The following is a 23,393-nucleotide window of genomic DNA, read 5'->3' on the forward strand; positions in this document are numbered from 1 at the left end:
TCCATCAGTGGCTCAACCCGTATTTCTTCACTTTGTCGAACAGCGTGGTCTTGGCCATCCCCAGTTCCTGGCTGGCCTGGGTCAGGTTGCCGCCGCTGCGCTGCAAGGCGTCGCTGAGCAGGTTGCGTTCGAAGGCTTCCACCGCTTCGGCGAAGGCCAGGCCCTGGTTGCTGCCGCTGGCGCCGGTTTTTTTGAAGGCCGGCAGGCCGAGGGCGAAGCGTTCGGCAACGTTGCGCAATTCGCGCACGTTGCCTGGCCAGTCGTGGCTCATCAGGTTCGACAGGGTCTGGTTGTCCAGTTCCGGCACCGCGCGGTCGAAGCGTAAGGATGACTGCTGCAAAAAGTGTTCGAACAATTGCAGGATGTCTTCGCGGCGTTCACGCAGCGGCGGCAGTTCCAGGGTTACCACGTTCAGGCGGTAATACAGGTCGCTGCGAAACTCGCCGGCCTTGCTCGATTGATCCAGATCGGACTTGGTCGCGGCGATCACCCGGCAATCCACCTCGACGCTCTGGTTCGAACCGAGGCGTTCGAGGGTGCGCTCCTGCAACACCCGCAGCAGTTTGATCTGCAACGGCAGCGGCATGCTTTCCACTTCATCGAGGAACAGCGTGCCGCCGTGGGCATGTTCGATCTTGCCGATCCGTCGCTTGCCGGCACCGGTGAAGGCATTGGCCTCATGGCCGAATATTTCACTTTCGAACAGGTTCTCCGGCAGGCCACCGCAGTTCAGCGCGACGAACTGTTTGGTGTGTCGACGGCTGAAGTCGTGCAGGCAGCGCGCAACCAATTCTTTACCGGTACCGGTCTCGCCTTCGATCAGCACGTTGGCCGAGGTATCGGCGACGTTGGCGATCAGTTCACGCAGGTTCTGCATGGCCGGCGAGCGCCCGATGATCCGGCCTTCGAGGGAGTCGCGCTCGAACAGCTGTCGACGTAACGACGACACTTCTCGCGCCAGACTGCGTTGCTCCAGCGCACGGCGGGCGACGTCCACCAGACGTTCCGGGGAGAAGGGTTTCTCCATGAAGTCGTAGGCGCCTTTCTGCATCGCGCCGACGGCCATGGAGATGTCGCCATGGCCGGTAATCAGCACCACCGGCAGGCTGCGATCGCGGGCCTTGAGCCGGGTCAGCAGTTCCAAGCCGTCGATGCCCGGCAGGCGGATGTCGCTGATGACGATGCCTGCGAAGTTATCGCCGACTCGTTCCAGCGCTTCTTCGGCGCTGCCGACGCCCACGCAGGGAATGTCTTCCAGGGTCAGCGCCTGTTGGCAGCCGAGCAGGACATGGGGGTCGTCTTCGACGATCAGCACACTAAGGTCGTTGTTCATATTGGCTCGGCGGGAGTGGGGCTTACCAACGGTAAACTGAGAACGAAAGTGGTACCACCACTGGCCGGGTGTTCGACACCCAGATGCCCGCCAGTGGCGGCGGCCAGGCTTGCCGACAGCGTCAGGCCGAGGCCCAGGCCTTGTTCGCCCGGTTTGGTGGTGAAGAACGGTTCGAACAGATGCTTGCGCGCTTCGGCATCGATGCCGTGGCCGTTGTCGCGTACTCGCAGACGATACTTGCCATCGAACTCCTCGCCTTCGAGCCACAACGCCGGCAGGGGCTGCGACTGCATGGCGTCGAGCGCGTTGCCGATCAGGTTGACCAGGATCTGCTCCAGACGGGTCTGGTCGATTTGCACCTGCACGTCTTCGAGGTCGCGGTGCAATTGCAGGTGCGCGCTTTCCATCCGGCCGCCCAGCAATTGCAGGGCGGCGTCTACAGCTTTGCCAAAACTGGCCTGGCCCTTGTCATCACCGCGCCGGGCGAAGGAACGCAGGCTGGCGGTGATCCGGCCCATGCGGTCGATCAGTTCATTGATGGTCTTGAGGTTGGTGCTGGCCACATCCAGCTGACCGCGTTCCAGAAAGCGCACGGTATTGCCGGACAAGGTCCGCAAGGCGGCCAGCGGCTGGTTCAATTCGTGGGCGATGCTGGTGGACATCTGGCCGATGGCCGCCAGTTTGCCGGCCTGGACCAGTTCATCCTGAGCGCGGCGCAACGTCTCTTCCGCCTGCCGGCGTTCACGGATCTGACCCTTGAGTCGTTCGTTGCTGGCGCGCAGGTCGGTGGTGCGTTCGGTAATCCGACGCTCCAGTTGATTGTTGGCTTCCTGCAAGGCTTCCCGCGCCGCGAGGCGGGTGGCGATCACCTTGCGCCGCTCGTTCCAGGCGATCAGCAGAAACGCTACCAGGGCAAACGCCACCGCCACCAGAATCCCCTGATTGATCGCTTCACGCCGCAAATCCTGCAGGGGGGTGAGCAGGGTGAAATTCCATGGGGTGTCGCTCAGCGGCCGGGTTTGCGAGAGGTAGCTGATGTTCTCTTCATCGGACATCAATTCGCTGTTGGCGGGGAAGGTCAGTTTTTCCTCGCCTTCGGCCAGTTTCTCCCGCGCCAGCGGTTGCAGCTCGTTCAGCGGAAACCAGTAGTACTGCAGGCTACGGGCCAGTTTTTCCTTGGTTTCCTCGCTCAATGGCACAACCGACTTAAGACGCCGCGCCGGATCGCTGGAGAGAATGATGATGCCGTTCTCGTCGCTGACGAAGGCTTCCAGGCGCGCACGCTGCCAGCGTTCTTCCATGGCTTCGAGGCGGACCTTGACCACGGCGACGCCGATGATCTTGCCGTGCTCTTCCAGACCATGCGCCAGGTAATAGCCGGGTTCGCCGCTGGTGCTGCCGATGCCGTAGAAACGCCCCGGCTGACCGCGCACGGCATTCTGGAAATAGGCGCGGAAGGACAGGTCTTCACCCAGATAACTGTCGACATCGCGCCAGTTGCTGGTGGCCAGTACGCGACCGGTGGTGTCCATCACATAAATGGCCCGACTGCGGCTGCGCCGGTTCAGGCCTTCAAGGTATTCGTTGACCGTCTGCCGGAGTTCCGGAGACGGGTCGGCCAACAGCTTTGAAACACTGGATTCGAGTTCCAGCAGGCTGGGCAGGTAGGTGTACTTGCTGATTTCGCTCTCGACGGCGCGGGCGTGCAGTTCCAACTGACGCTGGCCATTCTCGCTAAGGCTGCGAATTCCGTAGTGTTCACTGACCCAGAAGCCGATGTAACCCAATCCGATCATCAGGGCGATGACCAGCGGCGGCAGGAACAGGTGGCGAATCAAACGGGGTTTCACGGCGAGTGATGGCGGCGCGGCGCGATAGAGAGTGGAGTCGCATTTCATCACAGATGCCTTGGGTCAACCACAACACAAATATCCATATACCCACAGGCCCCCTGTGGGAGCGGTGTGTGGTGGGGGCAAACCCGATCGGATCCCGTAGGAGCCAGGCTTGCCGGCGAAGGCGTTCTTAAGTGCGCTTTCGCCGGCAAGCCTGGCTCCTACGAAAAGCGGTTCACTCCCACACAAGTCCGCCCCCACATTGGTTGGGGAGCAGCGTCCGATGTTTAGTGCTGCAGAATCTTCTCGAGGAAATGCTGCGCGCGGTCGGAGCGGGCGGTGATGTCGCCGAAGAACTCTTCTTTCTTGCAGTCTTCGATGATCTTGCCCTGGTCCATGAAGATCACCCGGTCGGCCACTTTGCGCGCAAAGCCCATTTCATGGGTCACGCACATCATGGTCATGCCTTCGTGGGCCAGTTGCACCATCACGTCGAGTACTTCGTTGACCATTTCCGGGTCCAGCGCCGAGGTCGGTTCGTCGAACAGCATGACGATCGGGTCCATCGCCAGCGCACGGGCAATCGCCACACGCTGTTGCTGACCACCGGAGAGTTGGCCCGGGTGCTTTTTGGCGTGGGCGGAGAGGCCTACGCGTTCGAGCAGTTGCAGGGCTTTCTTGGAAGCCTCTTCCTTGCTGCGACCCAACACCTTGACCTGTGCGATGGTCAGGTTGTCCATGATGCTCAGGTGCGGGAACAGTTCGAAATGCTGGAACACCATGCCCACGCGCGAACGCAGTTTCGGCAGGTTGGTCTTCGGGTCGGCGATGGATGTGCCATCGACGATAACGTCACCTTTCTGGAACGGTTCCAGGGCGTTGACGCATTTGATCAGGGTGGATTTGCCGGAACCGGATGGCCCGCACACCACAATCACTTCGCCTTTTTTGACCTCGGTGCTGCAGTCAGTCAGTACCTGGAAGTCGCCATACCACTTGTTGACATTCTTGATAGAGATCATACGGCAAACCTTTTTTGCAGACGCTTGACCAGCAGCGAGGCGGCAAAGCTGATTGTGAAGTACGTGAGACCTGCGAAGATCAGGAACTCATTGGAGCGACCGATGATGTCGCCACTGGCACGGGAGGCATTGAGGAAATCCACCAGGCCCACCGCATACACCAGCGAGGTGTCCTGGAACAGGATGATGCTCTGTTGCAGCAACAACGGGGTCATCTTGCGAAACGCTTGCGGCAGGATGATCAGTCGCATCATCTGGCCGTATTCCATGCCCAACGCCTGGGCAGCGCCCATCTGGCCCTTGGGGATCGACTGCACGCCAGCCCGGACGATTTCGCAGAAATACGCGGCTTCGAACATCATGAAGGCCACGATGCACGAGGCGAACGCGCCGATCGGGGTGTCTTCGCCGGTAATCCAGCGTAATACAAACGGCACCGCCAGGTAGAACCAGGTGATGACCAGCAGCAACGGGATCGAGCGGAAGTAGTTAACGTAGGCGCCGGCGATGTTCGACAGCAGTTTGTTGTGGGACAGGCGCATCAGCGCCAGGAGCGTGCCGAGGATGATCCCGCCGATCACGCCCAGAGCCATCAGCTTGAGGGTCATGATCATGCCGTTCCACAAACCCGGCAGGGACGGAATGATGCCCGAGAAGTCGAATTCCATCATTTACCCCCTACGGAAATCAGGCCCGGTACGGCGACTTTCTTCTCGACCGAACGCATCAGCAGCATCAGGCTCATGTTCAGCGTGAAGTAGATCAGCGTTGCCAGGGTGAAGGCTTCGAACAGGTTGGCGGAGAACTCGGCGGTCTGTTTGGTCTGCGCGAGCAGCTCCATCAGGCCAATCAGCGACGCGACGGAGGAGTTCTTGAATACGTTCAAAAATTCCGAGGTAAGCGGCGGAATGATGATGCGGTAAGCCTGGGGCAGCAGCACGTTCCAGTAGATCTGCGGCAGCTTGAAACCCATGGCGCGAGCGGCGGCTTCCTGGCCGCGGGGCAGCGCCTGGATACCGGTGCGCACTTGTTCGCAAACGCGAGCGGTGGTGAACAGGCCCAGGCACACGACGACGCTGAGGAACGCCGAAGTGGTGGGGTTGAGATCCTGCTTGTACCACTCCTGGATATCTGCAGGCAGCAGGTCGGGCACCAGGAAGTACCAGATGAACAGCTGAACCAGCAGCGGCACGTTACGGAAGAGTTCGACGTAGCAGGTCGCGATGCCCGATACGATGCGATTCGGTACCGTGCGCATGACGCCCAGAATCGAGCCCAGCAGCAGCGCGATGATCCAGGCTGCGACGGCAATGGCGATGGTCCAGCCCAAACCGGAGAGGTACCAGTCGAAATAAATCTCGCTACCCACGCCGGTGGACTTGAAGAACACGCCCCAGTCCCAGTTGTAATTCATTAGGGTCTCCCCTCGGATTCGTTCGATGTACAAATGCCCGCCTGGGGACTCCGTTCCCGCCCAACCGTGACGGTCAGGCACACACGAGCGGCTCGACAGCCACCGGTTCGAGTGTTTCCAGAAATGCCAGCAGGGAGTGACAACCCCTGAAAGGGCAAAGGCTCTCTCAGGGGATAAGGTTAGTCAGAAATCAGGATTTCTTTTCGTCAGCCGCTTTGTCGGTCGGATTGGCGATCAGGGCCTTGAGCTCTTCGCTCATCGGGAACATCAGGTTCAGGCCTTTTGGCGGAATTGGCTGCATGAACCATTTTTCGTAGATCTTGTTGATCTCGCCGGACTTGTAGGTCGCGATGATGGCGTCGTCGACAGCTTTCTTGAACGGCGCGTCGCCTTTGCGAACCATGCAACCGTAAATCTCATTGGACTGCGCAGTCCCGGTCACGGCCCAGTCGGTCGGCTTCTTGGCCTTGGCCATTTCACCGGCCAGCAAGGCGTCGTCCATCATGAAAGCCACGGCACGACCGGTTTCCAGCATCTGGAAGGACTCGCCATGGTCTTTGGCGGAGATCACGTTCATGCCCATCTGCTTGTCGGCGTTCATCGACTTGAGGATGCGCTCGGACGTGGTGCCGGCGGTGGTCACGACGTTCTTGCCTTTGAGGTCGGCGAAGTCTTTGTATGGGGAATCTTTCTTGGCCAGCAGCTTGGTGCCGATTTCGAAGATGCCAACGGAGAAGTCAACTTGCTGCTGACGTTCGACGTTGTTGGTGGTGGAACCGCACTCGACGTCCACGGTGCCGTTCTGCACCAGCGGGATACGGGTTTGCGAGGTCACCAGGTTGTATTTGACCTGGAGGTTGGGCATGTCCAGGTCTTTCTTGATCGCTTCGACGATTTTCAGCTGGATATCGTGGGAGTAGCCAACCGGTTTGCCGGAAGCGTCCGCGATGTAGGAAAACGGAATGGAAGCGTCACGATGCCCGAGGGTGATAACGCCGGACTCTTTGATCTTCTTCAGGGTGCCGGTGAGTTCGGCGGCGAAAACTGGAGTGCTGATCAGAGCGGCAGCAATGGCTGCGCCCAGGAGATGGGGAACGATGCGCATCAAATTTTCCTCGACATTGTTTTTATATGGAGCCAGTTCATCGGCCCTTTTTGGTGCTTCGAATGCTTGCCGGCTCCTGAAGGGGTGGCGCAACGAACATTCGTTCAAGAGTGTAGAGCATGACTCGTGCCAGGCCAGGCGATATAGATCAAGCTATTGATTTATAAGGCTATTAAATATTTATGGCGCTGAATTTTCTATTGGGCGATCCGGTTTACCGAATCGACTGGCAAGTCGCGTTCGGAAAACCGAATGCAATCTCTCGTCTTGCCCCGATCCCTGTGGGAGCGAGCCTGCTCGCGATGAGGTCGGCACATTCAACATTGATGTTGCCTGACACTCCGCTATCGCGAGCAGGCTCGCTCCCACAGGGGATATGCCGTGTTTGGCAGAATGCAAAAAGCCCCTCAACCTTTCGATTCAGGGGCTTCGTTTTAACCGGATTCCCGATCAGGCCGCTTCGATCTTGCTGCGGTTCTGTTCGACCTTGGTCAGGTAATCTTCGAGCTTCTGCTGTTCCGCCGGGGTAGTGAACAGCCCAAGCTTCGTGCGACGCCACAGAATGTCGTGGGCGGTGGTCGCCCATTCTTCGCTGCACAGGTAATCAACTTCGCGAGTGTAGAGACCGCCGCCGATGTGTTCGCCTAGATCACTGAGGCTTTCCACACCTTCGAGCATGCGCCAGGTGCGGCTGCCGTAAGTGGTGGCCCAGCGTCGGGCGATTTCGGTGGGCACCCAGTCGAATTTGTCGCGGATCCGCGAGCTCAAGGCCTGCGGGGTGGTCATGTCTTCGCCGCCGGGCAGGGTGGCGCTGGCCGTCCAGCTCGGCTTGATGTGCGCGAAGTAAGGGGCCAGTTGCGCCAGCGCCGATTCGGCCAGTTTGCGGTAAGTCGTCAGTTTGCCGCCGAACACCGACAGCAGCGGCGCTTCTTCGCCACTGCCCGACAATGCCAGGGTGTAGTCGCGGGTGACGGCAGACGGGTTATCGGATTCGTCGTTGCACAGCGGACGAACACCGGAATAGCTGTGCAGGATGTCGCCGCGACTGACTTGCTTCTTGAAGTGGGCGTTCACCACTTTGAGCAGGTAATCGGTTTCGCCTTCAGTTATCGCAACTTTCGCCGGGTCGCCGGTGTACTCACGGTCGGTGGTGCCGATCAGGGTGAAGTGATTCAGGTACGGAATGGTGAAGACGATGCGCTGATCTTCGTTTTGCAGAATGTGCGCGTGTTCGCCTTCATATAGCTTCGGCACGATCAGGTGGCTGCCCTGGATCAGACGGATGCCATACGGGGATTCCATCTTCAGGTCATCACGGATGAACTTGGCGACCCACGGGCCGGCTGCATTGACCAGCGCTTTGGCGCGGATCGAAAACAGGCTGCCATCGGCACGCTCCAGGTTCAGATGCCACAGGCCCTTGGTGCGACGGGCACTGACGCAGCGGGTCTGGGTGTGAACATGGGCGCCTTTCTCGCGGGCGGCCATGGCGTTCAGTACGACCAGGCGTGCGTCATCGACCCAGCAATCGGAATATTCGAAGCCTTTGGTGATTTCGCTTTTCAGTGCACTGTCCGGGCCGAACTTCAGGCTTTTCGAGCCGTCGAGTTTTTCTCGCTTGCCCAGGTGATCATAAAGGAACAGGCCGGCGCGGATCATCCAGGCCGGACGCAGGTGCGGGCGGTGCGGCAGCACGAAACGCATCTGCTTGACGATGTGCGGCGCCTTGGCCAGCAGCACTTCGCGCTCGGCGAGGGCTTCGCGCACCAGGCGGAATTCGTAATGTTCGAGGTAGCGCAGGCCGCCGTGGATCAGCTTGCTGCTGGCGGACGAAGTGTGGCTGGCCAGGTCATCCTTTTCGCAAAGGAATACCGAAAGACCGCGACCGGCGGCATCCGCTGCGATCCCCACGCCATTGATCCCACCACCGATGACGGCGATATCGTAAACCTCGGCGAGAGGGGGCGTAGGCAAGGTAGAAGTGGGCATCGGCTGGCCTCGGGCTTTGATTTTCTATATTTGAATTCGAACATTAATGTTCATTAACGAAAATACTAGCCCATAAAGACGCGCACAGCCAGTCAACTTCGATTGAAAATACTGATCGAAGGGCGGTTAAAGGAAAATTTACGAACATTTAAACGCGCGATTGGGCGCAAGAGGTATTTTGTGTGGCCTGTCGCCATCGCGGGCTTGCCCGCGATGGCGTCGGTACAGACGACGAAAATGTGGGGGGTTAAACCACTTCCAATCGAATCTTGTGCTGGCTCAACAGCTGCGCCAAGGCTGGCGAAGGCTGCTGATCAGTGACCAGGCAATCGATCAGGCTGATCGGCCCCAGGCGAATCATGGCATTGCGCCCGAATTTACTGGAGTCGGCGGCCAGAATCACCTGCCGGGCATTGGCGATGATCGCCTGGGATACCCGCACTTCCTGATAATCGAAGTCCAGCAAACTGCCATCTTCATCAATGCCGCTGATGCCGACCAGGGCGAAGTCGACCTTGAACTGGTTAATGAAGTCGACACTCGCCTGACCGACCACGCCACCGTCACGCCGCACGTTGCCACCGGTCAGCAGCACGTCGAAATCGTCCTTGGCGCTGAGCATCGAGGCCACATGCAGGTTGTTGGTGATGATCTTCAGGTGGTTGTGGTTGAGCAGTGCCCGAGCGATGGACTCGGTGGTGGTGCCGATATTGATGAACAGCGAGGCGTGATCGGGAATCTGAGCGGCAATGGCTTCGCCGATACGCTGTTTTTCATCGCGCATCTGATCGGCGCGCATGGCGTAGGCAGTGTTTTCAACGCTGGAGTCGTAGGCTGCGCCGCCGTGGTAGCGACGCAACAGATTGACTTCCGCCAGTTGATTGATATCGCGGCGGATGGTTTGCGGTGTAACGACGAACAGCTGGGCCATTTCCTCAATGCTGACATAGCCGCGCTCGCGGACCAGTTCGAGGATTTGCTGCTGACGGGGAGGCAGATTCATGGGGCTTCCTTTGGGCTGCCGTGCAAAATTTGCCCATGATGCCGCAGGAATCTGCTCCCTACCAGTTAGAACCCGACCTTGGCTTATTCAGCACCCTCATGCGGTTCCCAATCACGAGTGCGGCTGACCGCTTTTTTCCAGCCGGCGTAGAGTTTTTCCTTCGCGGTTTCGTCCAGTGTCGGTTCGAACTCGCGCTCGATCACTGCCTTGCCGCGCAACTCGTCCAGGCTGCCCCAGAAGCCACACGCCAGGCCCGCCAGGTAAGCCGCGCCCAATGCGGTGGTTTCGCGCATTTGCGGACGCTCGACCTGAGTGCCGAGGATGTCGGCCTGGAATTGCATCAGGAAGTTGTTCGCGACTGCGCCGCCGTCCACGCGCAGGGACTTGAGGCGTTCGCCGGAATCCTGCTGCATGGCGTCCAGGACGTCGCGGGTCTGGTAGGCAATCGACTCCAGCGCGGCACGAATAATGTGATCCACGCGTACGCCGCGCGTCAGGCCGAACAATGCGCCACGGGCATACGGGTCCCAGTAGGGAGCGCCCAGACCAGTGAAGGCCGGCACCAGATACACACCGTTGCTGTCCTTGACCTTGTTGGCGAAGTATTCGGTGTCGTGGGCGTCGTTGATGATTTTCAACTCGTCACGCAGCCACTGCACGGTGGAGCCACCGTTGAATACCGCGCCTTCCAGGGCGTAGGCCACTTCGCCACGCGGGCCGCAAGCGATGGTGGTGAGCATGCCGTGTTTGGATTTCACGGCTTTGTCGCCGGTGTTCATCAGCAGGAAGCAACCGGTGCCATAGGTATTTTTCGCCTGGCCTGGCTCGACGCACATTTGGCCGAAGAGGGCCGCCTGCTGGTCGCCGGCGATACCGCCAATGGCGATGCCACTTTTGGTGTGGCCGTAGATCTCGGACGAGGACTTAACTTCCGGCAGCATCTCGCGCGGGATGTCGAGGACTTCCAGCATCTTCGCGTCCCACTCCAGCGTGTGGATGTTGAAGAGCATGGTGCGCGAGGCGTTGGTGTAGTCGGTGACGTGTACTTTACCGCCGGTAAATTTCCAGATCAGCCAGCTGTCGATGGTGCCGAACAGCAGTTCACCCTTACGCGCACGTTCACGGCTGCCTTCGACGTTGTCGAGGATCCACTTGAGCTTGGTGCCGGAGAAGTATGGATCGGTGACCAGGCCAGTGGTGTCGCTGATGTATTGCTCGTGACCATCGCGCTTGAGCTGTTGGCAGATTTCGGTGCTGCGCCGGCACTGCCAGACGATCGCGTTGTAGATCGGGCGGCCGGTGGTCTTGTCCCAGACCACGGTGGTTTCGCGCTGGTTGGTGATGCCGATGGCTGCGACCTGATCGTGATGCAGGCCGGCTTGAGCCAGGGCCTCGACCATCACGGCGCTTTGGGTGGCGAAGATTTCCATCGGGTCATGTTCGACCCAACCGGCTTGCGGGTAATGCTGCGCGAATTCGCGCTGGGCGGTGCAGACCACGTTCGCGTCACGGTCGAAAATGATCGCGCGGGAGCTGGTCGTACCCTGATCGAGGGCAATGATGTAGTTCTTATTCTGTATGTCGGTCATGTCGATTGCCTTGGACGAAAATTAGGTGAGGTCAGGCGCGGGACCAAATGGCAGGGGCACGCGCCAACGGTTTCAAGACGTTCTTGGTTTGCCGTCAATGGCCGGTACTGCATCCTTTGTAGCAGGTATGGCGCTGGGCAGATGACGGGCAATCAGCCCGCGATAAGCTGCAGCACCGAGGCAGGCACCGACAATCGGTGCAAAAATCGGGATCAGGAAGTACGGGATATCGCGCCCGCCAGTGAAGGAAATTTCACCCCAGCCGGCGAAGAAAGTCATCAGTTTAGGACCGAAGTCGCGAGCCGGGTTCATCGCGAAACCGGTCAACGGGCCCATCGAGCTACCAATCACGGCAATCAGCAGGCCGATCAGCAACGGCGCCAGTGGCCCTTTGGGCAGACCGTTGTTGTCATCGGTCAACGACATGATCACGCCCATCAATATGGCGGTGATGATCACTTCAACCAAAAAGGCCTGGGCAGTGGTCAGGGCAGGGTTCGGGAAAGTGGAGAACACCGACGCCAATTCAAGGCTGGCCTGGGTGCCACGAACCATTTGGTGGGTTTGTTCGAAATCGAAGAAAAGGTTGCTGTACAGCGTGTAAACCAACAAGGCCCCGCAAAAGGCGCCGGCCACCTGGGAGAAGATATAGAAAGGCAGTTTGCGCTTTTCGAAGTCAGCGAAAATGCTCAGCGCGATACTCACGGCAGGATTGAGGTGCGCACCGGAAACGCCGGCGGTGAGGTAGATCGCCATGCTGACGCCCACCCCCCAGATGATGCTGATTTCCCACAGTCCGAAGCTGGCACCCGCCACCTTGAGCGCGGCAACGCAGCCGGTACCGAAAAAGATGAGCAGTGCAGTACCCAGAAACTCGGCCATGCATTGGCTCGAGAGCGATGGTTGTTGTAAAGCAGTTGTCATTGAAAACCTCGTTTTTGTTGTTGTCTGGCGCTTTTTGATCAAAGTCAAAGCGCGATTTTCACCAAGTCAGGATCCCCATCCTGTACTCGGCTTACTGCTGGGAGCTGCGGTGAGACATTCGTACAGTATTCAGATTCGAAAAAATATAGACAAGAAACGCTGCTGTCAAAGGTCGAAAGTGAACTGTCGGTCACATTTCAACTATTAGTCACGTGAATGACCGCATCGTTCATCAGGCAGGTCGACCGTAGACGAACGGCACCGAAGCCCGGCCAAGCTATTGAAATAGCGTTGTAATAGAGCCTTTTATCGATCAATGACCTAGAATCCTGCGCAGTATTTTTCTTCTGCCGCCAAGCCTGGAGCTGCCATGACCCCCGCATTGGATTTGTTGAAAAAAGTTCGTGCCGAACATCGCGTGCACAGTTACGAACATGATCCGAAGGCAGCGTCCTATGGTCTGGAGGCTGCGGAAAAACTGGGGTTGGACCCGGCGCAGGTGTTCAAGACATTGTTGGCGGCCAGCGAGAAGGGAGAATTGTTGGTGGCGGTGGTACCGGTCGTCGGAAGTCTGGATTTGAAGGCGCTGGCGCATGCCGCTGGCGTAAAAAAAGTCGAAATGGCCGACCCCGCGGCTGCACAACGTTCGACGGGGTATCTGTTGGGCGGCATCAGCCCGCTCGGGCAGAAGAAGCGCCTGCGTACCTTTATTGACAGTTCAGCTCAGCCTTTTTCCAGCATCTTCGTCAGCGCCGGACGGCGCGGTCTGGAAGTTGAACTGGCGCCCGCCGTGTTGGCTGAACACACCCAGGCGAAGTTCGCCGATATCGGTCGCGCCTGAGCAGAGGGCCTCGGGCGTTCAGCCCGGCGCTGTATGGTGGAAATTGATTGGTTCTGTCACTGGTGAAGGGCTCTTTGTGGCTTCATGCTCGTCGACCTAAAAAGGGAGAAGTGGCATGCAGCTAGAGTTTCATCAGGTCGACGCGTTCAGTGATCGGCCGTTCAGTGGCAACCCGGCGATGGTGTACCGGCTCGATACCTGGCTCGACGATGAGTTGATGCAAAAAATCGCCGCCGAACACAACCTCGCCGAAACCGCATTTCTGGTACGTGAGGGTGCCGTCTGGCATATCCGCTGGTTTACCCCGACCACCGAAGTTCCGTTATGCGGCCATGCGACCCTGGCCAGCGCCTATGTTCTGTTTGAAATCTATAAGGAACCGGTCGAACGGTTGGACTTTATCTGCAAGTCCGGCCCGCTGAGTGTCAGTCGTGAGGGCAAGCGCTTGTGGCTGGATTTCCCGGTCATCGTGCCGACGGAAGTGGGCGTGACCCTGGATGTCGAGCGCGCCTTGGGTGTGAAAACAGTCGAAGTGCTGGGTTCGAAAGAATTGTTCGTGGTGCTGGAGTCCGAGCAAGCCGTGCTCGATTGTCAGCCGGACATGGTTGCGCTGGCAAAACTGCCGTGGCTGGGCGCCATTGTGACGGCCAAGGGCAACAAGCATGATTTTGTGTCGCGATACTTTGCCCCGGCAATCGGCATCAACGAAGACCCAGTGACCGGGTCGACCCATTGCAGCCTGATTCCGTATTGGGCGGAACGCTTGAGCAAGTCGAGTCTGACGGCTTATCAGTGTTCGGCACGGGGCGGGGAGTTGTTCTGCCAGATGGAAGGGGATCGAGTGAGCATTGGCGGTAATGCAACGCTGGTTGCAAGCGGCAAATTAATGCTCGGATGATTTTTTGTAGGAGCGGGCAAGCCTCGCTCCTACAGATTCTGGTGTCAGCTGGCGGTGCTGTACCGCCGAACACCGGATTCGATCACCGGAATCTGCGCCGCCGTGCTGCCGTTCGCCTGGAACAGCACCAGGTGTTCAGCCGCCACCCGAATACCTACTTCAGCACCGACCAGATGATCGGCATGGCTCGGGAAAATCGACTCCAGCTGTGCGCCCGTAGGCAACTGCAAGCGGTACAGGGTTGATGCCCCCTGGAAGCTCTTGCCAACAATCTGCGCCCTCAGTGGGCTGTCCGGCGCATAGACGATATCGTCCGGACGCAACAGCACATCCACGGCACAACCCGTTGGCCAGGTGTAGGCACGGTTGCCGCGCAATTCACCCAACTCGGTCTGCACCGACTCCGGGCTGCTCAACTGACCGCGAATGAAGTAACCCTGGCCAATGAAACTGGCCACGAATGGTGTCAGGGGTTCGTGATAGAGGTTGTAGGGCGTGTCCCACTGCTCCAGGCGACCTTCCTTGAAAACGCCCACGTGGTCACTGACCGCGAAGGCTTCTTCCTGATCGTGGGTCACCAGGATTGCACTGGTGCCGCGAGCCTTGAGAATGGCGCGTACTTCATGACTGAGCTTGCGTCGCAATTCGCCGTCGAGGTTAGAGAACGGTTCGTCGAGCAACAGCAGTTGCGGTTCCGGCGCCAGGGCGCGGGCCAACGCCACACGTTGCTGCTGGCCACCGGACAACTCATGGGGGAAGCGCTTGCCGAGGTTTTTCAGATTGACCAGTTCAAGCAGCTCTTCGGTGATGCGATCCTTTTGCGGGTGCTTGCGGATCCCGAAAGCGATGTTCTCGGCCACGCTCAAATGCGGAAACAGTGCGTAATCCTGAAACACCATGCCGATCCGGCGCTTCTCCGGGGCAAGGGTGAAGCCGGCGCTGGAGATGGTCTCGCCCGCCAACTGGATTTCACCTTCGTGCACCGGTTCAAAACCGGCAATCGCCCGCAGGGTGGTGGTTTTGCCGCAGCCCGAAGACCCCAGCAGGCAACCGATATCCCCAGCATTCAAATGCAGGTTGAGGTTCTGCACAACCCGCTGGTTTTGATAACCGCAGGCCAGGTTGCGCAGGTTCAGCAGTAATGGCTGGCTCATGCGTGGTGGTACGAAGGCGGGACGAGGAATTCGAGCAAGGCCTTTTGAGCATGAAGACGGTTTTCGGCTTGATCCCAGGCCACCGAACGCGAGTCGTCGAGCAGGTCGAGGCTGATTTCCTCACCACGGTGGGCCGGCAGGCAATGCATGAACAGCACGTCCGGCGCGGCCAGGTCGAGCAGGGCACGGTTGACCTGGAACGGTGCGAACAACTTCAGGCGCTTGGCGGTTTCCTCTTCCTGGCCCATGGAGGTCCAGACGTCGGTGCTCACCAGATGCGCGCCGCGTACGGCTTCCTGCGGATCGCGGACGATGGTCACCCGATCGCCGGCTTTAGCCACGAACTCAGGGTTGGGTTCGTAACCTTCCGGGCAGGCGATGCGCAACTGGAAGTCGAACTGGATCGCCGCTTCTATATAGCTGTTGCACATGTTGTTGCCATCGCCGATCCAGGCCACGGTCTTGCCTTGAATCGAACCACGGTGTTCGAGGAAGGTTTGCATGTCGGCCAGCAACTGGCAGGGGTGCAGGTCATCGGACAGGCCATTGATCACCGGCACGCGGGAATTGGCGGCGAATTCGGTCAGGGTGCTGTGGGCAAAGGTACGGATCATCACTGCATCGAGCATGCTCGACATGACGATGGCGCAGTCGCCGATCGGCTCGCCGCGACCCAATTGGGTGTCGCGTGGCGACAGGAATATCGCCTGGCCGCCGAGCTGGATCATGCCGGCTTCGAACGAGATGCGTGTGCGGGTCGAGGACTTCTCGAAAATCATCCCCAGGACGCGGTTTTTCAAAGGCTCGAACAGTACGCCGCGGTTACGCAGGTCCTTGAGCTCAACGCCTCGACGGATCACGCTGACCAGCTCTTCGGGCGTGCAATCCATCAGGGAGAGAAAGTGCCTTGCGCTCATCATTGACTACCTTTTTGCAACAGACCGCAGATACTCAAAGCCTTGTTTAACTGAAAAACGGGCGAGACCTGCGGCGTAAGCCGCACGGGGCGACGAAATAGGGGAAGGCGCGATATTGACATTAAATGTCGCGTTTTTCCAATGGGCTACGGTGTTTAGGGGATTTCAGAGGGGCTACGGGTGACCGCAGTAGCGCTTTTGAAGCCTGTTTCCTGACAGCAGCTAACCATTTGTACACCGGGCTCGCCGGGCTTGGCAATCAAACAGGGCGCGGGCGACACGCTGGCGGTCGGTTTTTGACCTGTCATTCGGGCCTTTGGTGGGCAATGTGTCTTGTCCGAAACATTTGCTAAAGCAAAGTGCTGGGTTATAACTAGTGCACGAGCGACGCAGGAAGCCTTTGGAATGGAATCGAAAGAACAGCTGTTGATGGAGCTACTCGGCCTTACGGCACGCTCCTTGACCCACCTCACTGCTTCCATGACCTCGATGTCTTTCGAGTTGTTGCGCAGTGAAGACGAAGTCACGAAGACGGCCGGTCGGCGCATGATCGACCGCATGGCCACCATCAGCGCCGGGCTCGACGAGCACTGGCGACTGATCGGCGAGCTCACCGGCGTGCATGTTGCCCATGAGCAGATCGAAACCATCGAGGAGATCCAGTTGCAGGCGCCGCCGAGTCTGCCGTCGAACTGATCCCTTGCTGCCATTGGCTGGCCTGATGGTCGCCGATTCACAAGACGAACGTCGCTGGCAAAGGGGCGGATCGCGCGCCATAGTTTTGTTCCCGCGGCCGCTATTGCCCGCCCAGAACAAAACAGAGACTGGCCATGACCAAGACTCTCCATCACCGTGCGTGCCACCTGTGTGAAGCCATCTGCGGCCTGACCATCGAAACCTCTGAGGTCGAAGGCAGCGGTGTACAGATCACCTCGATCAAGGGTGATCCGCAGGACACCTTCAGCCGTGGGCACATCTGCCCCAAAGCGGTTGCCCTGCAAGACATTCAAAATGATCCGGATCGCCTGCGTCAGCCGATGCTGCGAACAGGCAGCGAATGGCAGCCTATCGAGTGGGAGGACGCTTTCAGTCTTGTAGCCGAACGCCTGGCGGCGATTCAGGAGCGTCACGGGCAGAGCGCGGTGGCGGTCTATCAGGGCAACCCCAGCGTGCACAACTACGGGTTGATGACCCACAGCAATTATTTCCTCGGCCTGCTGAAAACCCGCAACCGGTTCTCCGCGACATCGGTCGATCAGTTGCCCCATCACCTGACCAGTCATTTGATGTACGGCCACGGCTTGCTGCTGCCGATCCCGGACATCGATCACACCGATTTCATGCTGATCCTGGGCGGCAATCCACTGGCCTCCAACGGCAGCATCATGACCGTGCCGGATGTGGAGAAGCGCCTCAAGGCGATTCAGGCCCGGGGCGGCAAAGTGGTGGTGGTCGATCCGCGTCGCAGCGAAACGGCTGCGATGGCTGATCAGCATCTGTTCGTACGCCCCGGTGGTGATGCGGCGCTGTTGTTCGCGCTGCTCAATACCTTGTTCGCTGAAAGTCTGACCCGCGACAGTCATTTACCGGTCGATGGCCTGGATGAGGTGCGTGAAGCGATCGCAGGGTTCACCGCCGAGGCCATGAGCCCGCTGTGCGCGGTGCCCGCCGAGCAGATCCGCCAACTGGCGCGGGACTTCGCGGCAGCGCCGACAGCGGTCTGCTACGGGCGCATGGGCGTTTCGACCCAGGCTTTCGGCACCCTGTGCCATTGGCTGGTGCAACTGATCAATCTGGTCACCGGCAACCTCGACCGGGTGGGCGGTGCGTTGTGCACCGAGCCGGCGGTGGATCTGGTGGCCTCGACCTCGGGGGGGCATTTCAACCGGTGGCAGAGTCGCGTGTCCGGGCGTCCGGAATACGCGGGAGAGCTGCCGGTATCGGCGCTGGCCGAAGAGATGCTTACCGAAGGGGAAGGGCAGGTCCGCGCGCTGATCACCGTGGCGGGTAATCCGGTGCTGTCCACGCCCAATGGCCGGCAACTGGAGCAGGCGTTGGACGGATTGGAGTTCATGGTCAGTGTCGACCTGTACATCAATGAAACCACGCGTTATGCCGACCTGATCCTGCCGTCGACTTCGGCGCTGGAAAACGATCATTACGACACCACGTTCAACATGTTCGCGGTGCGCAACGTCACCCGCTTCAACCGGGCGATCCTCGCCAAGCCCGAAGGCGCGCTGCATGACTGGGAAATCTTCGTAGGGCTGGCCAAGGCTTTTGCAGCGAAGACTGGCAAAGAGCTGAAGCCAACCATCGCCCCCGCGCAGATGATCGACCTAGGGCTGCGGATGGGACGATATGGCGACGCTTCGGAACATAAGCTATCACTGGCGACTTTGTTCGATCATCCTCACGGTATCGATCTGGGCGCGCTTAAACCCAACCTGGCGCCACGCCTGAAGACCGCCAATCAACGAATCCAGGCAGCACCCGTCGAGATCCTCGCCGACCTGGCGCGCTTCGCGGCGCTACAAGCACCGGCTGCCGATGAGCTGCTGATGATCGGCCGCCGCCATGTGCGCAGCAACAACTCATGGATGCACAACTATCACCGTCTGGTGAAGGGCAAACCGCGCCATCAACTGCTGATGAACCCGGATGACCTGGCCAGCCGCGGGCTCCACGATGGGCAACGAGTGCGCGTCAGTTCGCGGGTCGGGGTGATTGAGGTTGAAGTGGTCGCCAGCCTGGATATGATGAAAGGTGTGGTCAGCCTTCCTCACGGTTGGGGTCATGCGCGACCGGGTGTGCAGATGACGATTGCCAGCGGTCAACCCGGCTCCAGCGCCAATGACCTGACTGACGAATGTCAGCTCGATGAGTTGTCGGGCAATGCGGCGTTGAACGGCGTGCCGGTGACCGTGGCGGCGGCGTGAACATGACTGTCGGGGAGGCCGAGCATGGCGCTCGGGTTTCCGTTACAATGCGCCACCGTGCCGACCACTGAGTCGGAAAGTTCAGCCGAGGTGCTCCATGGATATCATCGAAACGATTAAAGAGCAGATTGCCAACAACACCATTCTGCTTTACATGAAAGGCTCGCCGAATGCCCCACAGTGTGGGTTCTCCGCGAAAGCCGCTCAGGCTGTAATGGCCTGTGGCGAAAAGTTTGCCTATGTGGACATCCTGCAGAACCCGGAAATCCGCGCCAACCTGCCAAAGTACGCCAACTGGCCAACCTTCCCGCAACTGTGGGTCGGCGGTGAGCTGGTCGGCGGTAGTGACATCATGACTGAAATGGCTGCTGACGGTTCGTTGCAAGCGACGATCAAAGCCGCTGTTGAAGCTGCTGCGGCCAACAAGACCGACGCCTGAGACGCTGTGTGTGGGAGCGGGCTTGCTCGCGAAGGCGGTATAACATTCAACAGATAAGTTGACTGACATACCGTTTTCGCGAGCAAGCCCGCTCCCACATTTGTTCTAGGGTGAACCTGAAATTCGGTCATAAAAAAGCCCCGCCTCTATAAAAGAGAGCGGGGCTTTTTATTGCGTCGCGATTAGCGGCGTAGCATTTACTCTTCGCCCATCTGCGACTGCAGATAGTTCTCAAGACCGACTTTATCGATCAGGCCCAGTTGGGTTTCCAGCCAGTCGATATGTTCTTCTTCGGATTCAAGGATGTCTTCGAGCAGTTCACGGCTACCGAAGTCGCCAACAGTTTCGCAGTGAGCGATAGCGACTTTCAGATCGGCATGGCCGTCGCGTTCGATCTTCAAGTCACACTCAAGCATTTCCTTGGTGTGTTCGCCGATGTTCAGCTTGCCCAGGTCCTGGACGTTCGGCAGGCCTTCAAGGAACAGGATGCGCTTGATCAGCTTGTCAGCGTGCTTCATCTCGTCGATGGATTCGTGGTACTCGTGCTTGCCGAGCTTATTCAGACCCCAATCTTCATACATGCGCGCATGCAAAAAGTATTGATTGATCGCGACCAGCTCATTGGCAAGGATCTTGTTGAGATGCTGGATGACTGTAATGTCGCCTTTCATGATGGGGTCCTGCCCTGTATTAGCTGTCTATAAGGCAGAGTTTGAGCCGCGTAATTAAGAGTGTCAAACCTAAGTTATTGAAACTTAAATGAAAATTAATCGGAATAAGAATGTTTGTGTTCCGCGTCTAGCGCCTAAGCGGTTGATTTCCAGACATAAAAAACCGGACATCAAGTCCGGTTCTTTGAAATACGGTAGTTATGCGGCGGTAAATTCTGCTGGGTAGGGAATCGCCGCCTGGGCCGATTGCAGTTTGCCCAAGGTTTCACGGACCACTTCCTTGGCAAGGCAGGCGCATTTACCGCATTGGCTGGCAACGCCGGTGGCCTGACGTACTTCCCGATAGCTGCAGCAACCTTCATAGATTGCATCGCGGATTTGACCGTCGGTGACGCCAGTGCAGAGGCAGACATACATAAGTGAAAACCGTCGCTGGTTGTGACTCAATTGCGATGGATCTTAATGTTAACGAGAATGATTGTCAAAGTGGTTTCTGAAAGGTTTTCGTCATAAGGGCATGTGACTGACGAACGGTTTCTTCTCACGTTGTCAGGGGAAAAATATAGCAGCGGTCTTTTTACCTTCCAGGAAAAAAACCATTAAGGCGCTAAGGACAGGTGAAAAACGCGGTGTATGATGGTCGGCCTTTTGCGAAGCAGGTTTGTGTCACAGGGCTGTCGCCCGAGGGTGGCAGGCTGACATGGACCCTGTTCTTCAACGTTATTACACCAGGAGATATCCAATGAGCGTACTCGTAGGCAAACAAGCCCCTGACTTCACCGTACCGGCCGTACTCGGCAATGGCGAAATCGTAGACAGTTTCACCCTGTCCTCGGCCATCAAAGGCAAATACGGCCTGGTGTTCTTCTACCCACTGGACTTCACCTTCGTTTGCCCGTCCGAGCTGATCGCTCTGGACAACCGCATGTCTGATTTCAAGGCGCGCAACGTGGAAGTGGTAGCCGTTTCGATCGACTCGCACTTCACCCACAACGCCTGGCGCAACACCCCGGTCAACAATGGTGGCATCGGCGAAGTTCGCTACACCATGGCGGCCGACCTGAAGCACGAAATCGCCAAGGCCTACGACGTTGAGTCCGAAGGCGGCGTGGCTTTCCGTGGCGCGTTCCTGATCGACGACAAAGGCGTTGTCCGCTCGCAGATCATCAACGACCTGCCGCTGGGCCGTAACATCGAAGAGCTGATCCGTCTGGTCGACGCTCTGCAATTCCACGAAGAGCACGGCGAAGTTTGCCCTGCCAACTGGAAAAAAGGCGACAAAGGCATGACCGCTTCCACCGAAGGTGTTGCGGCTTACCTGACCGAGAACGCTGCTGCGCTGTAAGGCACGTTCGAGGCATAAAAAAACCGGCTGATAAGGCCGGTTTTTTTATGGGCGGGATAAACCCATGCTGTTCATCGATGGCGAGGGAGCAGCTCCCTCGCCATCGATTAGTAACAGATCAGTCGTTGTAGTCTTCCCAGCCGCCCATTTGTTTCCAGCGATTGACGATGCCGCAGAACAGCTCGGCAGTCTTCTCGGTGTCGTAGCGAGCCGAATGAGCCTCGCGACCGTCGAAATCGATATCGGCGGCCTGACAGGCCTTGGCCAATACGGTTTGACCGTAGGCCAGACCTGCGAGGGTCGCGGTATCGAAGCTGGAAAATGGATGAAACGGGTTACGTTTCATGTCCAGGCGTGCGACAGCGGCGTTGAGGAAGCCCAGATCGAAGCTGCTGTTGTGCCCGACCAGAATCGCCCGTTTGCAGCCGTTGGCTTTCAGGGCCTTGCGGATGCCGCGGAAAATGTCAGTCAGGGCTGCTTCTTCACTCACGGCCATGCGCAACGGGTGATCGAGCTTGATCCCGGTGAACTCCAGAGCGGCCGCTTCGATGTTCGCGCCTTCAAATGGCTCGACGCGGAAGAAGTAGGTGTGATCGGGATACACAAAGCCTTTTTCGTCCATGGCGATGGTGGTCGCCGCAATTTCCAGCAGGGCATCGGTGGCCGAATTGAAGCCACCGGTTTCTACGTCGACGACAACCGGCAGGTAACCACGGAATCTGGCAGCCATTGGATGACGAGGACCACCTCCGTTGCCTTGACCGTCCTGTTCGTCGTCGAAATGGTCTTCACTCACGCGTGTTCCTCCAGCAGGCGCCAGCGCAGTTTTTCACCGGCGCGCAGCGGGATTACAGTCAGCTCGCCAAACGGCAGGCTGGTTGGGGCGGTCCACTCATCGCGGACCAGGGTGATGCGATCGGTATTCGCCGGCAGGCCGTAGAAACGCGGGCCGTTGAGGCTGGCGAAGGCTTCAAGCTTGTCCAGCGCGTTGCGCTGTTCAAAGGCTTCGGCATACATCTCGATCGCGGCATAAGCGGTGTAGCAACCGGCACAGCCGCAAGCCGCTTCTTTGGCGTGCTGGGCATGGGGCGCCGAGTCGGTGCCGAGGAAGAACTTGTCGCTGCCACTGGTGGCGGCGTCGAGCAGGGCTTCCTGGTGAGTATTGCGCTTGAGGATCGGCAGGCAATAGAAGTGCGGCCGAATCCCGCCCACCAGCATGTGGTTGCGGTTGTACAGCAGGTGATGCGCGGTGATGGTTGCGCCGACGTTGGCCGAAGCCTCGTTGACGAACTGCACGGCGTCAGCGGTGGTGATGTGTTCGAACACCACTTTGAGGGTCGGGAAACGCTCGACCACTCGACGCATGTGCTCGTCGATGAAGATTTTTTCGCGATCGAAAACGTCGACATCGCCACGGGTGACTTCACCGTGAACCAACAAGGGCATCCCGACGTCGGCCATGGCCTCGAGTGCAGGGAAAATCTTGTCGATGCTGGTGACGCCAGAGTCCGAGTTGGTGGTCGCGCCGGCCGGGTACAACTTGGCGGCGTGAACGAAACCGCTAGCCTTGGCCTCACGAATTTCTTCGGGCTGGGTGCGGTCGGTCAGGTACAGAACCATCAGCGGTTCGAAACGGCTGCCGGCCGGACGCGCGGCGAGAATCCGCTGGCGATAGCCATTGGCTTCAGCCGCGTTGCGCACCGGCGGTACCAGGTTGGGCATGATGATGGCGCGACCAAAGGTGCGCGCGACATCCGCGACGGTATTGGGCAACACAGCACCATCGCGAAGATGAATATGCCAGTCGTCGGGACGCAGCAGGGTCAGGCGGTCGGACATGAGGGGATTCCAGGCGGGTCAAACTCAGGGGAATGCTACCGGAAAAGACTCTTGCAGGCACTCGCTATCAAGTTTTGCGGCAAGCTTCCGATATCCAACAGGTATGCCGTAAACATGTGTGTCGGTCTTTTTGTTG

General features: G+C 58.6%; 22 protein-coding genes. 6 read left to right on the forward strand and 16 right to left on the reverse strand.

Features of this window, described 5'->3' with window-relative positions; genetic code table 11:
• Window positions 1–4 precede the first annotated feature (4 nt).
• The 10 genes from IB250_RS22210 to IB250_RS22255 form a co-directional block, all read right to left on the reverse strand.
• Window positions 5–1,333 (reverse strand): sigma-54-dependent transcriptional regulator, encoded by a 1,329-nt coding sequence (locus tag IB250_RS22210; protein WP_008072323.1) that lies wholly within the window; start codon window positions 1,331–1,333, stop codon window positions 5–7.
• Window positions 1,330–3,231, reverse strand: a complete 1,902-nt coding sequence (locus tag IB250_RS22215) for a sensor histidine kinase (RefSeq protein ID WP_192345596.1) — start codon at window positions 3,229–3,231, stop codon at window positions 1,330–1,332. Before IB250_RS22215 ends, IB250_RS22210 begins: the two co-directional genes overlap by 4 nt.
• Window positions 3,232–3,455: 224 nt before the next feature.
• Window positions 3,456–4,190, reverse strand: a complete 735-nt coding sequence (locus IB250_RS22220) for an amino acid ABC transporter ATP-binding protein (RefSeq protein WP_008069475.1) — start codon at window positions 4,188–4,190, stop codon at window positions 3,456–3,458.
• Window positions 4,187–4,858, reverse strand: a complete 672-nt coding sequence (locus IB250_RS22225) for an amino acid ABC transporter permease (protein ID WP_008069476.1) — start codon at window positions 4,856–4,858, stop codon at window positions 4,187–4,189. Before IB250_RS22225 ends, IB250_RS22220 begins: the two co-directional genes overlap by 4 nt.
• Entirely contained in the window at window positions 4,858–5,604 is a 747-nt protein-coding gene (locus IB250_RS22230; RefSeq protein ID WP_008069477.1) for an amino acid ABC transporter permease, read from the reverse strand. The genes IB250_RS22225 and IB250_RS22230 overlap by 1 nt, the downstream gene beginning before the upstream one ends.
• Before the next feature lie 190 nt (window positions 5,605–5,794).
• A complete protein-coding gene (locus tag IB250_RS22235; protein ID WP_192345597.1) occupies window positions 5,795–6,709 on the reverse strand; it encodes a glutamate/aspartate ABC transporter substrate-binding protein in 915 nt (304 codons plus the stop codon).
• A 450-nt stretch (window positions 6,710–7,159) separates the two neighbouring features.
• Window positions 7,160–8,698 (reverse strand): glycerol-3-phosphate dehydrogenase, encoded by a 1,539-nt coding sequence (gene glpD / locus IB250_RS22240; protein WP_192345598.1) that lies wholly within the window; start codon window positions 8,696–8,698, stop codon window positions 7,160–7,162.
• Window positions 8,699–8,945: 247 nt separating this feature from the next.
• Window positions 8,946–9,701, reverse strand: coding sequence for a DeoR/GlpR family transcriptional regulator (locus IB250_RS22245; RefSeq protein WP_007898523.1), 756 nt, complete (start codon window positions 9,699–9,701; stop codon window positions 8,946–8,948).
• A gap of 83 nt (window positions 9,702–9,784) precedes the next feature.
• On the reverse strand, window positions 9,785–11,290 hold the full coding sequence (glpK, locus tag IB250_RS22250) for a glycerol kinase GlpK (RefSeq protein WP_007898522.1): 1,506 nt from the start codon (window positions 11,288–11,290) through the stop codon (window positions 9,785–9,787).
• A gap of 72 nt (window positions 11,291–11,362) precedes the next feature.
• The gene (locus IB250_RS22255) at window positions 11,363–12,214 is read right to left on the reverse strand and encodes an MIP/aquaporin family protein (protein WP_123500668.1); all 852 of its coding nucleotides are present in this window, start codon (window positions 12,212–12,214) and stop codon (window positions 11,363–11,365) included.
• Between the two features lie 370 nt (window positions 12,215–12,584).
• Here IB250_RS22255 and ybaK point away from each other — a divergent pair, with 370 nt between their 5' ends.
• Together ybaK and IB250_RS22265 are read left to right on the forward strand one after the other, a co-directional pair.
• Window positions 12,585–13,055 carry a Cys-tRNA(Pro) deacylase gene (gene ybaK, locus IB250_RS22260; protein ID WP_007898520.1) on the forward strand — a complete coding sequence of 157 codons (471 nt, stop codon included), beginning with the start codon at window positions 12,585–12,587 and terminating at the stop codon, window positions 13,053–13,055.
• A 115-nt stretch (window positions 13,056–13,170) separates the two neighbouring features.
• Complete coding sequence (locus IB250_RS22265) at window positions 13,171–13,953, forward strand: PhzF family phenazine biosynthesis protein (protein ID WP_192345599.1); 783 nt, start codon at window positions 13,171–13,173, stop codon at window positions 13,951–13,953.
• A gap of 44 nt (window positions 13,954–13,997) precedes the next feature.
• Here IB250_RS22265 and IB250_RS22270 read toward each other — a convergent pair whose 3' ends face one another.
• Window positions 13,998–15,107 carry an ABC transporter ATP-binding protein gene (locus IB250_RS22270; RefSeq protein ID WP_123358044.1) on the reverse strand — a complete coding sequence of 370 codons (1,110 nt, stop codon included), beginning with the start codon at window positions 15,105–15,107 and terminating at the stop codon, window positions 13,998–14,000.
• The gene (gene argF / locus IB250_RS22275; protein ID WP_032830187.1) at window positions 15,104–16,024 is read right to left on the reverse strand and encodes an ornithine carbamoyltransferase; all 921 of its coding nucleotides are present in this window, start codon (window positions 16,022–16,024) and stop codon (window positions 15,104–15,106) included. The genes IB250_RS22270 and argF overlap by 4 nt, the downstream gene beginning before the upstream one ends.
• 405 nt (window positions 16,025–16,429) lie before the next feature.
• On the opposite strand from argF, the gene IB250_RS22280 reads away from it, so the two are divergent.
• The 3 genes from IB250_RS22280 to grxD all read left to right on the forward strand — a co-directional run bounded on the left by IB250_RS22280 (window position 16,430) and on the right by grxD (window position 19,402).
• Window positions 16,430–16,720, forward strand: coding sequence for a hypothetical protein (locus IB250_RS22280; protein WP_192345600.1), 291 nt, complete (start codon window positions 16,430–16,432; stop codon window positions 16,718–16,720).
• A 134-nt stretch (window positions 16,721–16,854) separates the two neighbouring features.
• Window positions 16,855–18,963 (forward strand): molybdopterin oxidoreductase family protein, encoded by a 2,109-nt coding sequence (locus tag IB250_RS22285; protein WP_192345601.1) that lies wholly within the window; start codon window positions 16,855–16,857, stop codon window positions 18,961–18,963.
• Window positions 18,964–19,060: 97 nt separating this feature from the next.
• On the forward strand, window positions 19,061–19,402 hold the full coding sequence (gene grxD, locus IB250_RS22290) for a Grx4 family monothiol glutaredoxin (RefSeq protein ID WP_007898513.1): 342 nt from the start codon (window positions 19,061–19,063) through the stop codon (window positions 19,400–19,402).
• A 197-nt stretch (window positions 19,403–19,599) separates the two neighbouring features.
• On the opposite strand, the gene bfr is transcribed toward grxD, so the two are convergent.
• Together bfr and IB250_RS22300 are read right to left on the reverse strand one after the other, a co-directional pair.
• A complete protein-coding gene (gene bfr, locus IB250_RS22295; RefSeq protein WP_123500680.1) occupies window positions 19,600–20,073 on the reverse strand; it encodes a bacterioferritin in 474 nt (157 codons plus the stop codon).
• A gap of 198 nt (window positions 20,074–20,271) precedes the next feature.
• Window positions 20,272–20,490 carry a bacterioferritin-associated ferredoxin gene (locus IB250_RS22300; protein ID WP_007898511.1) on the reverse strand — a complete coding sequence of 73 codons (219 nt, stop codon included), beginning with the start codon at window positions 20,488–20,490 and terminating at the stop codon, window positions 20,272–20,274.
• 325 nt (window positions 20,491–20,815) lie between these two features.
• Between IB250_RS22300 and IB250_RS22305 the strand changes: the two genes are divergently transcribed.
• Window positions 20,816–21,418, forward strand: coding sequence for a peroxiredoxin (locus IB250_RS22305; RefSeq protein ID WP_007898510.1), 603 nt, complete (start codon window positions 20,816–20,818; stop codon window positions 21,416–21,418).
• A gap of 118 nt (window positions 21,419–21,536) precedes the next feature.
• Here IB250_RS22305 and rnt read toward each other — a convergent pair whose 3' ends face one another.
• Both rnt and pyrC read right to left on the reverse strand, forming a co-directional pair.
• Window positions 21,537–22,214: a ribonuclease T gene (rnt, locus tag IB250_RS22310; RefSeq protein WP_008069497.1), complete on the reverse strand. Its 678-nt coding sequence runs from the start codon at window positions 22,212–22,214 to the stop codon at window positions 21,537–21,539.
• Window positions 22,211–23,257, reverse strand: coding sequence for a dihydroorotase (gene pyrC, locus IB250_RS22315; protein ID WP_192345602.1), 1,047 nt, complete (start codon window positions 23,255–23,257; stop codon window positions 22,211–22,213). The genes rnt and pyrC overlap by 4 nt, the downstream gene beginning before the upstream one ends.
• Between the last annotated feature and the right edge of the window lie 136 nt (window positions 23,258–23,393).

Origin of the sequence: Pseudomonas sp. PDM09, assembly GCF_014852305.1 — a bacterium.
Classification (GTDB): Bacteria; Pseudomonadota; Gammaproteobacteria; order Pseudomonadales; family Pseudomonadaceae; genus Aquipseudomonas.

What these genes read in the sequence shown, in the direction of transcription:
- IB250_RS22210 (WP_008072323.1), bottom strand. Translation starts at nt 1,333, where the DNA reads ATGAACAACGACCTTAGTGTGCTGATCGTCGAAGACGACCCCCATGTC.
- IB250_RS22215 (WP_192345596.1), bottom strand. Translation starts at nt 3,231, where the DNA reads ATGAAATGCGACTCCACTCTCTATCGCGCCGCGCCGCCATCACTCGCC.
- IB250_RS22220 (WP_008069475.1), bottom strand. Translation starts at nt 4,190, where the DNA reads ATGATCTCTATCAAGAATGTCAACAAGTGGTATGGCGACTTCCAGGTA.
- IB250_RS22225 (WP_008069476.1), bottom strand. Translation starts at nt 4,858, where the DNA reads ATGGAATTCGACTTCTCGGGCATCATTCCGTCCCTGCCGGGTTTGTGG.
- IB250_RS22230 (WP_008069477.1), bottom strand. Translation starts at nt 5,604, where the DNA reads ATGAATTACAACTGGGACTGGGGCGTGTTCTTCAAGTCCACCGGCGTG.
- IB250_RS22235 (WP_192345597.1), bottom strand. Translation starts at nt 6,709, where the DNA reads ATGCGCATCGTTCCCCATCTCCTGGGCGCAGCCATTGCTGCCGCTCTG.
- glpD (WP_192345598.1), bottom strand. Translation starts at nt 8,698, where the DNA reads ATGCCCACTTCTACCTTGCCTACGCCCCCTCTCGCCGAGGTTTACGAT.
- IB250_RS22245 (WP_007898523.1), bottom strand. Translation starts at nt 9,701, where the DNA reads ATGAATCTGCCTCCCCGTCAGCAGCAAATCCTCGAACTGGTCCGCGAG.
- glpK (WP_007898522.1), bottom strand. Translation starts at nt 11,290, where the DNA reads ATGACCGACATACAGAATAAGAACTACATCATTGCCCTCGATCAGGGT.
- IB250_RS22255 (WP_123500668.1), bottom strand. Translation starts at nt 12,214, where the DNA reads ATGACAACTGCTTTACAACAACCATCGCTCTCGAGCCAATGCATGGCC.
- ybaK (WP_007898520.1), top strand. Translation starts at nt 12,585, where the DNA reads ATGACCCCCGCATTGGATTTGTTGAAAAAAGTTCGTGCCGAACATCGC.
- IB250_RS22265 (WP_192345599.1), top strand. Translation starts at nt 13,171, where the DNA reads ATGCAGCTAGAGTTTCATCAGGTCGACGCGTTCAGTGATCGGCCGTTC.
- IB250_RS22270 (WP_123358044.1), bottom strand. Translation starts at nt 15,107, where the DNA reads ATGAGCCAGCCATTACTGCTGAACCTGCGCAACCTGGCCTGCGGTTAT.
- argF (WP_032830187.1), bottom strand. Translation starts at nt 16,024, where the DNA reads ATGAGCGCAAGGCACTTTCTCTCCCTGATGGATTGCACGCCCGAAGAG.
- IB250_RS22280 (WP_192345600.1), top strand. Translation starts at nt 16,430, where the DNA reads ATGGAATCGAAAGAACAGCTGTTGATGGAGCTACTCGGCCTTACGGCA.
- IB250_RS22285 (WP_192345601.1), top strand. Translation starts at nt 16,855, where the DNA reads ATGACCAAGACTCTCCATCACCGTGCGTGCCACCTGTGTGAAGCCATC.
- grxD (WP_007898513.1), top strand. Translation starts at nt 19,061, where the DNA reads ATGGATATCATCGAAACGATTAAAGAGCAGATTGCCAACAACACCATT.
- bfr (WP_123500680.1), bottom strand. Translation starts at nt 20,073, where the DNA reads ATGAAAGGCGACATTACAGTCATCCAGCATCTCAACAAGATCCTTGCC.
- IB250_RS22300 (WP_007898511.1), bottom strand. Translation starts at nt 20,490, where the DNA reads ATGTATGTCTGCCTCTGCACTGGCGTCACCGACGGTCAAATCCGCGAT.
- IB250_RS22305 (WP_007898510.1), top strand. Translation starts at nt 20,816, where the DNA reads ATGAGCGTACTCGTAGGCAAACAAGCCCCTGACTTCACCGTACCGGCC.
- pyrC (WP_192345602.1), bottom strand. Translation starts at nt 23,257, where the DNA reads ATGTCCGACCGCCTGACCCTGCTGCGTCCCGACGACTGGCATATTCAT.